The sequence below is a fragment of the Kitasatospora sp. CB02891 genome (assembly GCF_002803145.1).
In the GTDB taxonomy this organism is placed as follows: Bacteria; Actinomycetota; Actinomycetes; order Streptomycetales; family Streptomycetaceae; genus Kitasatospora; species Kitasatospora griseola.
On record NZ_NNBO01000026.1, the window covers coordinates 61206 to 71501 of the forward strand.

The 10296-nt window shown below is 70.6% G+C and carries 11 protein-coding genes; 4 read left to right on the forward strand and 7 right to left on the reverse strand.

Going from position 1 to position 10296, the window contains the following annotated elements; translation table 11 throughout:
- Positions 1 to 38: 38 nt before the first annotated feature.
- Genes CG736_RS35105 through CG736_RS36745 form a run of 7 tightly spaced genes read right to left on the reverse strand, consistent with a single transcriptional unit; the run spans position 39 to position 3817 of the window.
- The gene (locus CG736_RS35105) at positions 39 to 365 is read right to left on the reverse strand and encodes a hypothetical protein (RefSeq protein ID WP_100590151.1); all 327 of its coding nucleotides are present in this window, start codon (positions 363 to 365) and stop codon (positions 39 to 41) included.
- Positions 362 to 856: a hypothetical protein gene (locus tag CG736_RS35110; protein WP_100590152.1), complete on the reverse strand. Its 495-nt coding sequence runs from the start codon at positions 854 to 856 to the stop codon at positions 362 to 364. Before CG736_RS35110 ends, CG736_RS35105 begins: the two co-directional genes overlap by 4 nt.
- A 37-nt stretch (positions 857 to 893) precedes the next feature.
- A complete protein-coding gene (locus CG736_RS35115) occupies positions 894 to 1097 on the reverse strand; it encodes a hypothetical protein (protein WP_100590153.1) in 204 nt (67 codons plus the stop codon).
- Positions 1094 to 1759: a hypothetical protein gene (locus CG736_RS35120; protein WP_100590154.1), complete on the reverse strand. Its 666-nt coding sequence runs from the start codon at positions 1757 to 1759 to the stop codon at positions 1094 to 1096. The genes CG736_RS35115 and CG736_RS35120 overlap by 4 nt, the downstream gene beginning before the upstream one ends.
- The gene (locus tag CG736_RS35125; protein ID WP_100590155.1) at positions 1756 to 2520 is read right to left on the reverse strand and encodes a hypothetical protein; all 765 of its coding nucleotides are present in this window, start codon (positions 2518 to 2520) and stop codon (positions 1756 to 1758) included. The genes CG736_RS35120 and CG736_RS35125 overlap by 4 nt, the downstream gene beginning before the upstream one ends.
- Positions 2517 to 3617: a DnaB-like helicase N-terminal domain-containing protein gene (locus CG736_RS35130; RefSeq protein ID WP_157815855.1), complete on the reverse strand. Its 1101-nt coding sequence runs from the start codon at positions 3615 to 3617 to the stop codon at positions 2517 to 2519. Before CG736_RS35130 ends, CG736_RS35125 begins: the two co-directional genes overlap by 4 nt.
- On the reverse strand, positions 3614 to 3817 hold the full coding sequence (locus tag CG736_RS36745; RefSeq protein ID WP_157815856.1) for a hypothetical protein: 204 nt from the start codon (positions 3815 to 3817) through the stop codon (positions 3614 to 3616). Before CG736_RS36745 ends, CG736_RS35130 begins: the two co-directional genes overlap by 4 nt.
- A 320-nt stretch (positions 3818 to 4137) precedes the next feature.
- Between CG736_RS36745 and CG736_RS35135 the strand changes: the two genes are divergently transcribed.
- From CG736_RS35135 to CG736_RS35150, 4 genes are all read left to right on the forward strand, one after another.
- Positions 4138 to 4995 (forward strand): ParA family protein, encoded by an 858-nt coding sequence (locus CG736_RS35135; protein WP_157815857.1) that lies wholly within the window; start codon positions 4138 to 4140, stop codon positions 4993 to 4995.
- Entirely contained in the window at positions 4988 to 5329 is a 342-nt protein-coding gene (locus tag CG736_RS35140; protein ID WP_100590158.1) for a hypothetical protein, read from the forward strand. The genes CG736_RS35135 and CG736_RS35140 overlap by 8 nt, the downstream gene beginning before the upstream one ends.
- A 148-nt stretch (positions 5330 to 5477) precedes the next feature.
- Entirely contained in the window at positions 5478 to 7664 is a 2187-nt protein-coding gene (locus CG736_RS35145; RefSeq protein WP_100590159.1) for a hypothetical protein, read from the forward strand.
- 374 nt (positions 7665 to 8038) lie between these two features.
- Positions 8039 to 10174: a type IV secretory system conjugative DNA transfer family protein gene (locus CG736_RS35150; RefSeq protein WP_198520708.1), complete on the forward strand. Its 2136-nt coding sequence runs from the start codon at positions 8039 to 8041 to the stop codon at positions 10172 to 10174.
- The last annotated feature ends 122 nt before the right edge of the window (positions 10175 to 10296 follow it).

Consider the following 10296-nt stretch of genomic DNA (forward strand, 5'->3'; position numbering starts at 1 on the left):
GATCGGTGTCCGCCCCGCACCCGTGTTGCCGTTCCTAGTTAGAGATCGGTGTCGGGGACCAGCTGCCGCCGGTGGTCTTCCAGGGCGGCCTCTGCCAGCTTGAACTGGTACAGGTAGTGCTCGCCGACCTCTACTGTGGCGGTAGCGGCAGCCTCGTCACCCACGCGGTCCCAGGCCAAGGCCAACGCACTGGCGCGATCGGCCAGATCGCCGAAGATGTTTCGGCGAACAGACAACCAACCGAAGCGGCTGTGGGGGTCGCTGGGCTCATCGGCCTCGACCTGGGCCAGGCGGTTCTCGTCGTAGTGCAGGTCGTCCTTGGCCTGTTGCGGGGTCGGGAGGTACTCCTCCAGCATGCTGGTCACAGCTCCCATTCGTCGTCGAGGGCGAGCCCGTCCGGCTCCGCCATGGCCTGGGTAAACCCGGCCTGGACGGCCTCGGCCTCGACCAGGGCCGCCTCCGCCGCCTCGAACTCGGGCAGCAGCTCCTCGGTGAGGGCCTCGATCCGGCTCTGGCGGTACTCGCGGGTCTCGGAGGTCTCGGGGGCCCACACGTCGTAGGACGGGTCTTCGGCGAGCTCCCTGTAGGTCCGGGTCCGCGCCTCCTGCTCGGCCTGCTCGCGGGGCGACAACGGCTCGACGGGGCGGTAGGGCAGCTCGCCGGAGGCCTCGGCGGCAGGCAGGATCTGCTCGTCCCACTCCAATTCGGCGATCTCGGGGTCGCCGTGCTCGGCGATGTAGCGGGCACGGGCGTCCGGCCCGTAGCTGCTGGCCGCCAGCTTGCGCTCGTGAGCGCTGAGTTGCTCTTCGTACGTGCGCTTCTGCTGGGCGTAACTGCTCAACTGGGTCTCCTTCATGAGGGGATGGTGTCCTGTCCGAGCCACCATCAGGGGGCTAAAGGTCGATCTCGTCGTCCAGCAACGGCATCACCGGAAGTTCATGGGTGGTCGTCTCGGGCTGCTCGTCGGCCTGCGCGAGGGTGGCGGCCTGGTCGTCCAGCTGCTGACGGCGAATCATGTCGTCCTGCTCCAGCTGCTGATGGTGGTGCAAAGCGGCTTCGGCGGCCGTCCGGTGGCTGGTCTCGGGCGTGGTGCTCACAGTTCGATCTCCATCTCGTCGGGGTCCTCACGGGTGAGAATGAGTTCGGGAAGCTCGTACGAGGCGGGCACCCACAAGTTGCGGTCGAGCTGCCAGCCGCCCATCGCGGCACGCACGTCCGCCCCGGTGAGCCTGTCGCCCTGGTCGGCGAGAGCCTGGGCGACGGAGCGCGCGGCGCCTAGGAATCCGTCGGAGTACAGAACAGACAGGGCGTCGCTCTGGGCACGGCGGAGGTCGAGCTGGAACCCCTGGTCGGCGGCCTCGGCAGCGACCCTCTCGGTGATGACACGGTCGCTGTAACCGAGGGCCTTGACGGAGAACTCCACCAGGTCCTCGGGATAGCCGGCCTCGCGAAGGTGCTGTGCGCCGCCCTCGGCGCCGATTGCGTAGACGACGCACTGCAGCTGGGAGTCGCCGGGCCCGTTGTTGTACTGCCCGCCTTCGGCGACGGCCTGGTTCGGGTTGACCCACACGTCGACCACTGGGATGCCCAGGGCCTCGCTGGCCGCGACATGAGCACCTTCGTGCATCCGGGCCATCTCGGCCCAGTCCTGGGGGTGGATGGCATAGACCCAGGGGTGGGATTTAGTCACAATGAGCTCCTGTTGGCGGACCTTGATGTCGGCCAGGTCGAGATTCTGGACAGGGACGGGCAGCCTCACCGGGTGTGCTTCGCAGCGGTCCAGGCGGTGAGCTGGTCGGCGGTCGGCTGAAGGATGCAACTGGTCAGCAGCTCGGCGTACTGCTCGCGTGCCGGGGGTGCCGACAGTGAGCGAGTGGTCGATCCGGTGTTGCCGACCGTGATCTGGCTGTCGGTGGCGTCCATGCCCGTCCGGTGTCGGAGGGCCTCGGCCAGGGCGAGGGCGTACATGCCGGCGTCCCGCACCTGCTGATTGCCGAGTTCGGCGAGCTGCAGCTCCCGGTAGGTCCGGAGCCTCTCCATGTCCATCTGGTGCCGGTGCTCCTCTCGGCTCCGACGGTCCTTGCGCCAGCCCAGGGCGGCCAGAACGTAGGCCAGGACGGTGGGGGCCAGGACCATGGCCAGGGCGAGCGGGACCGACGATGTCGCCCCAGCGACGGTGAACACGGCGAGGGCGCCGGAAACGCCGAAGGCGGTGGCGGTGAGCATGCTGTCTCCGTGCTGCTTGGACGCCGAGACAAGGCCGGCGGCGGCGGTGGCGGCGGCAAGAAGGCCCAGGGTGACGATGTTGGTGACGTCGGTGCCGCCGTCAGCGTGCAGCCAGCGGGCGAGGCCGAAGCCGACCGTGCCAGTGACGCCGGGCCAGATCCGGCTGGGGTTCGCGGCGGCCCACGTCACGAGCCGGGTGAGGGCCCCGGGGGAGACGGGCAACTGCTGGGTCATCAGCCCATAGCCACGCTCGGCGAGGAGCACGGCCGGGTCGGGGTGCGGGTAGTGCCTCATAGGTCGATCTCCGTCTCGGTGCGGGTTCGGGCGGAGATGTCCGCGGCACCGTGGGCGCGGGCGGGGGTGTCCATCTCCAGCAGCCGCTGGTGGGTGGTCTCCAGCGGCGCGATCGCGCCGCTGGAGGTGGTGAGCAGGGCGGGTGCCGATAGGGAGCTGTCGGCGGCGAGCTGCTGGACGTGCACTCCGGCGTGATCGAGCCGGTTCAACGCCGCGTTCGCCAGGACGGTCCGGCCGGCGTACTCGGCCTGGCCGGGTAGGGCGGCCTGGTGCAGGCGGTCCAGGTCCTCGACATCGAGGGGCGCTCCAATCCGGCGGCTCTCCCAAGCGACGGTGAGCGGATCGACGGGGGCACCGCACTGGGCCAGCCGCTCGACCGCGCGGAAGGCCGCGGCGTGTCCGGGGTCGGTGAAGTCGGCGCTGGCGAGCCAGCCGAGTTCCCGAATCTGGTGGGGATAGGCCAGGAGGCTGGCCACGGTGGCCTCCTCGGCGAGGCGGTCCGCCCTGGAGCGGGGGAGCGGGGGAGCGGGTGCCGAAGGACGGTCGCCGGGGGTTTCGAGCAGGACCCGGACCGGGTCGGGGACTGTAGCCCAGCGCACGCCCATCCCAGTCAGCTGGCGGCCGGCGGCGAGCGCGTCGGCGACCATCTGCGGCGCTTCATCGGCTCCGGCGTGGGCGGCTCGGGTACGCAAGTCCGAACCCGTGCGGTCCACGGCGCGGTGCAGCGAGGCCTCCAGCACCATCCCGCCGTACAGCGCGGCCCTGCCGGGCGACGGGCATTCGGCGACCATCAGGGCGAGCTGGTCGGGCGAGAGGATGCGCCGTGTGCCGGGGTCGGCGGCGGCGAGCGCCTCGGTGATGGCCATCGGCCGGACGTCCTTGGCCGGGATCTGGTGCAGCGTGCGCCACAGCCAGGCACGGGCCGGGTGGCCGAAGTCGCCGGGGGTGATCCAGCGAAGGTTCCGCAGCTGCTGCGGGTGCAGCAGGCCCGCACCGAGCAGGGCACGCTCCGCCCGGTCGACGGTGCCATCGTGGGCTGCCGGGCCTCGCCCGCCCACCTCGGCCACCTGGGCGGCAGCCGAGGGGACGGCGGTCATCGGGTGCTCGCCGCGCGGCCGTCGAAGGCCGGACCGCTCTTGCCCGCGCAGAGCAGGCGCCGCGTGCCGACCTGGCGTGACTCGCTGCCGAACGGCGCGAGGACGGTGACGGCGCGGTTGAAGGCGGGCCCCTTCTTGCCCACGCAGACCACGCGGGGGCCGGTGGTGGTGCCGGTGCTCAGGGTGGAAAACTGTGCCATGGCTGTGTTGTCCCTCCAAGGGGGATAGCAGTCCGCGCCCGGGAGCGAGGGCTTTCGCTGCCTCGGGCTGAGAGGGTCGGGTCCGGGGCTGGCACCCCGGGGTGCCCGGCCCTCTCGCTTGCCCTTCCAAGGTAGCGAATGCCTCCATTGACGTCAATGCCTCCATTAGATATCTTGGTGGGTGTCGGACGGCCGGGATCGGAGGAGGTGAGACGGTGGTGCCCGCAACAACTCCAATGGAGGGAGTAGAAGCAGTGCGCGCAAAGCCTGCAACGCCTGCAACAGAGGCATTGCCTCAGCCTCGCCGCCACCGGCAACCGGTGGCGGCGGTCTTCCGCCTGCGCGGCCGCATCGTGATCGTCGTCCTGAACCAGAAGGGCGGCGCGGGGAAGACGACCACCGCGATGACCCTGGCGGCCCTGTGGGCGGCCGCCGGCCTTCCTGTGTTCCTCGTCGACAACGACCCGCAGTTGGGCGGCTGCACCGGCGTCCTACTGCGGCACCTGCTGGTGGCCGCCGACGGCACGCGGCTCATCGAGCTGCCAAAGGGGACGCCCAACCTGCGTGGCGTCTACTACGGCGAGTACACCCTGGCGGAGGCTGCGGTCGAGGTGTCGCCGAATCTCTTTCTGGTCCCCTCGGACCAGACGCTCAAGGACGTCGAGAACCGGCAGCGGACGGGCGACGAGTACCTGCTGCGCGAGCAGATCGACACCCTGCCCGAGGACGCCGTGGTGATCCTGGACTGTCCGCCGTCCCTCAAGCTGCTGACGGTCGGCGCGCTGGTGGCAGGCCAGGAGCTGGTGGTGCCGCTGAAGGCGAGTGGCTACGACCTGCCCGCCCTGACGGAGCTGGACAACACCTTGCGGATCGTCCGCAAGCGGCTGAATCCCGGGCTGAGGACCACTGCAGTGCTGGTCACCGATGCCCATGAAGACAACCTGACGGAAGGCGTCTTCCTCAGTCTGCTGAGGGAGTACAAGGAGGCGGAAGTGCTGAAAATCCCCCACAGCGTGCGTGTGGGTGAGGCCCCGACGATGGGGCGGACGCTGGTGGCGCACGCGCCGAACAGCTCGCCGGTCAAGGCGTACCGCCGGCTGGCGAACCGGATTCTGCCGGGGTCCGTTCCGATCCCGACGGCGCGACCGGCCCGGAAGAAGGTGCGAGGCCGTGGCTAGCAATCGCAGGCCGGAGTTCGAGATCGGGTCCACTCGCGGCGCGAAGGGCGACCTCGACCAGTTGCTCGGAGGAGGACGGGCCAAGAAGTCCACCGCGGCCGAACGGAAGATGAACGCCTACGTGGACCCCGAGGTCCAGGCTGCGGCCAAGCGTGCACAGCACTGGACCCAACTGCAGCCCGAGGGCTACCGCACGTTCTCGGACTTGGTGGAGGAAGCGCTCAAGCGGGTCACCAAGGAGCTGGAGGAGAAGTACAACAACGGCCAGCCGTTCGAGGAGATCCCCGGCAGCGAAGGGGACAAGCTGGCTGGCGGGCGCCGACTGGGCACCTGACCCGCGTAGTCAATGCCTCCACTGGAGGCGCGAGAGGCAATACCAGCCCAACGAGATTGGGCCTCGGCGGCGCTTAGGCCCGCCGCCGAGGCAACACACGACGTTCCCCAGCGCCGCCGAGGCGGCACACCGAAATCGGAGAACCTGCATGTTCCTCAACCAGGGTACGGGCGTTCAAGACGCCTGGTCAGCAACGCAATCCAGCCAGGCGGCGGGAATCGACGTCCACTCGCTGCCGGGCCTTTCGGACGTCTCGGGCACCAACCTCATCGCCATCGCGGTCGGGGTGGCCGTGGGGCTGGCAGTGCTGTACCTGCCGGCCCGGGCGCTGTGGCGCGCCGCGGCCCGGGCCCGGCACCGGAACCGGGCTGCGGTCGCCGCCGAGACGGGCAAGACCAGGGCGCGGTTGTTCGCGGGCATCGGGCCGCAGGCCGTAGTCGCGGTGGGTGGCATCGCGGTCAGCGTCAGCGGCCTGTGGGGCTTCGCCATCGAGTACGCCAAGTTGACGCACCCGCTGGCAGTCGGCTTCATCGGTGTCTTCGACGCCGCCGAGCTCGTTCTCTTCGGAATGCTCTACCGGACGGCCGACCGGGAGGCCGGCTGGACACCGGAGCTGCGGCTCATGCACAAAACGGCCTGGACGCTGGTGGCCTTCTCGTCCGCGATGAATGCCGTTCACGCTCCCAACTGGTGGGCCCGCCCGGTGCTGGCAGCGATCCCTGCGGTCGCCGCCTGGCTGATCGAGCTGCAGCTGCGGGCCAAGCTGTTCGACCCGAACGCGGAGGACGACCACGGCTCGGCCGGCCCGGTGCGGCTGGTGCTCTTGCTGTGGCAGCGGATCTGGGCGGACCTGTTCGCCAGGCTGGGGTTGGACCCGCGGGCTACGCGAGGTCGGCTCGCCCGGGCCGCGCTCGCCCAACGCGCCGCCCAGCGCGCCTTCAAGCTGGGCCAGGCCCTGGAACTGCGCGAGCACTTGGTGGAGCAGCAGGCCGTCCGTGCGCTCACCAGGGCGGAGGAGAAGCAGCTCCGGAAGATTGACAAGGGGCTGGCCGATCTGCGCCGGCGCGCGCAGATCGCCATCGACCGCTCGGACATCGCCACGGACAGCGCGCAGGCCCTCTCCCTGGCGCGCCGCCTGGTGGGTCTGTCGCGCGTGGACGACGTCGCGCTGATCGGCAGCAGGCCGTCTCCAGAGATCATCGAGCTGCTGGAGGAGCTCGCGGTCGTGCCCGCCGCCCAGGCGGCGGAGTCCTCACTGCGTGCCGCCGAGGCGGAGGCTGCGCGGCAGCGCGCGGAGGACGCGCAGAAGCGCGCGGAGTCCGCGCGGAAGAGCGCGGAAGAGAAGGAGGCCGCCGCGAAGGAGGAGACGAAGCACGCGGAGGAGTCGCTGGCGGAGGCGAACCAGTTGCGGGAGGAAGCGGTCGCCGAGAGCGCCGCAGCCCGGGATAAGGCGAGGGAGGCGGAGGCTGCGCGGCAGCGCGCGGAGGACGCGCAGAAGCGCGCGGAGTCCGCATTGTCCGAAGATGCCCGAAAGGTCGCCGACCTGGTGAACAGGGCCGCCGAGGCCGAGGACGCCCTCAAGAAGGCGGAGCGGGAGCTGGCGGGAATCGCCGCCCGCACCGCTGATCTCAGGGGCGAGCGCGAGTCCGCGGAGCGCCGGCTGGAGGAGCTGAGCAAGGAGCGTGAGCGCCTCGCCGAGGCCAGCGAGGGGGAGCGCAAGGAGCTGGACGAGATCCGCTCCGGCATCCGGGCCGCTGGGGAGGAGAGGAGCCGGATCGCCTCCGCACTCTCCGACCTGGAGCAGGCGCACAGGAGTGCCCAGCAGGAAGCTCAATCCGCCCGCGACCTGCACCGCAGCGCGTCGGACGAGGCCGAGAAGGCCACCGCTCGCATGAGGGCCCTGGTGGAGGAGGAGGCGCGACTGCGGAGCCGGGCGGCCGAGGCGGCGACCGTCCTCCAGCAGCTTCGCGGTGAGATCGGCGAGCTGGTCGAGCCGGACCCGTCGGCACTGGGTGACGGCCCGTTGTGGCAGTCGCCGGCGAAGAACGAGGGCTGGGTTTACTGGCTGGGCGAGGTCCGGCAGAACCAGCCGGAGCCGACCGGAGCCGAACTGGCCGCCCTGTGCAGTGTCGACCCGGGCACTGCTCGCAACTGGCTGCTCGACTTCCGCAAGCGGCGGGCCCGGCTGATCGCCGCCGAGGGGGTCGTGGACGCGCAGCGCGCCGCCGCGCAGGGCCCGGACGGGGCCGAGCGGGAGGTGCGCGCGGACCACGCGCAGGCCGGTGCCGGCACCTCGTTCCCGACTCAGATCAACGGGCAGCCGGCGTCTGTCTGACGCTTGATATGCCTGCGGGGGTCGATCGCTTGATCGGCCCCCGCAGGCATGTCCGGACCGCGCCACGCGCACCGGTGTTCGACCATCTCCCTCACCACGCGTACTACGCGCCCGGCCGCGCGGTCGCCGCGCGGTCGCTCTCTCATGCACGGTCTGCGCCGCGCGCCTCCAACGCAAGTATTAGAGGCATTGACTGTATTGACTGCAATGGAGGCATATACTTTAATGGAGACGGCCGGTGGTCTGCGATGCGCTCGCGTCCCGGAAACACCGATGGCCACAACAGGTCCGCTCTACAACAGCAGGGTGGCCCCCGACGTGACGCTTGGCGGCTGCTACGTCGGAGGCCACTAGACGCAGAGGAGACGCCCTCCATGTCCAGCTCCAACCGTATGACCCGCGCGGCCCTACGCCGTACCAGGGCCGCCGCGGCCAAGCACCCCGTCATGGCCCTCGGGGCGGCTGGGACGGTGTTCCTGGCCCTGCCCCCGGGCATGGTCGAGACGGTGACCAGCTCGCCGCTCCCGCTGGCCGTCGGCACCACCGCCGCCGCCGGCGGCCTGGTGGTGGCGGGCGTCCGGTACTGGACCGGCACCCGCTGGTCGGCCCAGTCCGACAACGGCTTCGCCCCCCGCCACCAGCTCGACCGCAGCATGGGGCCGCGACAGATGCGCTCGCGCAAGCGCCGGAAGGAGCTGCGGCCCTCGCTGGCACACCTCCCGCGCCGGAAGGTCAGCCCGACGGACCTGGGGTTCTACACCGGGACCTCGGTCCACAACGGGGTGGACACCTACATCAAAATCGGAGACCCGATGCTGGTGGTGGCCCCGCCCGGCACCGGCAAGACCGCCTACCTCGCGCGGTCGATCCTCACCGCGCAGGGAGCGGTGGTCGCCACCAGCACCAAGCTGGAGCCGGTCTTCGACGACATCGCCGAGATCCGCGCCCGCGACAAGGGACCGGTGTTGTGGTTCAACCCGGAGGGCCTGGGCGGCCGGGAGAGCACCCTGATCTGGGACCCGGTGATCGGCTGCTCGGACCCGAGCACTGCGATCCGGCGCGCCGGGTTCCTGCTCAGCGGCAGCCAGGCCACCGCCGGCACTGAGCACCGCGGGTTCTGGAGCGGCAGCAACTTCGACATCCTCAAGTCGTTGCTCTGGGCGGCCGACATGGCAAACCTGTCCCTGCTGGACGTGGCCCGCTGGAGCAAGAACGCCGCCGACCGGGAGCCCATCGAGATCATGGAGCGCTTCGGGTTCACCGTCCCGCCCGGCTGGCGCGAGGACCTAGTGCAAGCCCAGGAGAACCCCAAGGACAAGACCACCGTCTCGGTCTACAAGACGCTGGCGCTGACCTTCTCGTTCCTGGCGGACCCCTCGATCGCGGCGACCGTCACCGGCGCCCGGACGGCGGTGGGATTCGACGCCGACCTGTTCATCGCCAGCAGCGGCACGCTGTTCATGCTGGGGGAGGACCGCGAGTTCGCAGGTGTCGGGCCGCTGTTCACCGCGCTGACCGGCGAGCTGTACCACGTAGGAGGGCAGCTCGCGGCGGCGAACGAGGTCAACCGGCGGCTGGACCCGCCGCTGACGATGGTGCTGGACGAGGCGGCGCTGATCTGCAGCGTGCCGCTGGAGCGCTGGACGTCGGACGCCCGGGGCAAGGGCATCTCGATCCACCTCGCCATGCAGACGATGAGCCAGGCCATCGCCCGTTGGGGAAGGCACCCCGCAGAGACCATCTGGACGAACTGCACCCGACTGGTGCTCGGCGGCCTGGCCGTGCCCGAGCAGCTGCAGGCGATCTCGCAGATGTGCGGCGAACGCACGGAGACGTTCACCACCTCCACCAGTTCGGGGGAAACGGTCAGCGTCTCGACCGGCACGCGCCGCGTCCCGGTGATGTCGTCGGCCGACATCACCGGCCTGGAGCCTGGCACGATGCTGATGCTCCGGCGGCAGCAGAAGCCGGTGCTGGTCACCTACCGTCCGGTGTGGGAGCTCCCGGCGCTCGTGGAGCTATACGAGGCCCGGGCGAAGGCCAAGGCCAAGGCTCGGTGGAAGGCCCGCCGCGAGCGGCTTCGTCAGCTCCGGCAGAGGCTGGCCCCGGGCCGGGGGAACCTGGTCACCACGGTCTACGGCCCCCCGGAAGCCACGGAGGTGGCCGGTTCCTGGGGGCCGGGGTGGAGCGAGCCGGCCGCAGAGGGGTCATCCAGGCGGTGGTGGATGGAGGAGTCCGTCTACGAGCCCGCGAACGGCCCTGTGGCGCTCGTGGAAGCGCCGCAGGCCCCACCGGCCCATCCGGACGCCGTATGGGCCTCTATGCCCCTCCAGAAGGCCTCCGTGGTGCTGTCGCGGCGGCCGGACGCCGTCCCGCCCCCGGTGCCGGTCGACCCGCCGACCATCCACCTGCAGCCGCCGGTGGGCCCTGTTCCCCCCGCCGCGAAGGCCTCGCTGGCGGCCGAGAAGCCCCAGGTCGAAGACCCGTGGGACGACGAGGAGGCAATCTGATGGGTGCGCTCGACCCCGAGCGGGTGCTGGCCAACTTGATGGGCGACGTCGCCCTGGTGAAGCGGCAGGTGCAGGACTGGAAGGACCTGGAGCTCCCCGACAAGGTCTCGATGATCGACGAG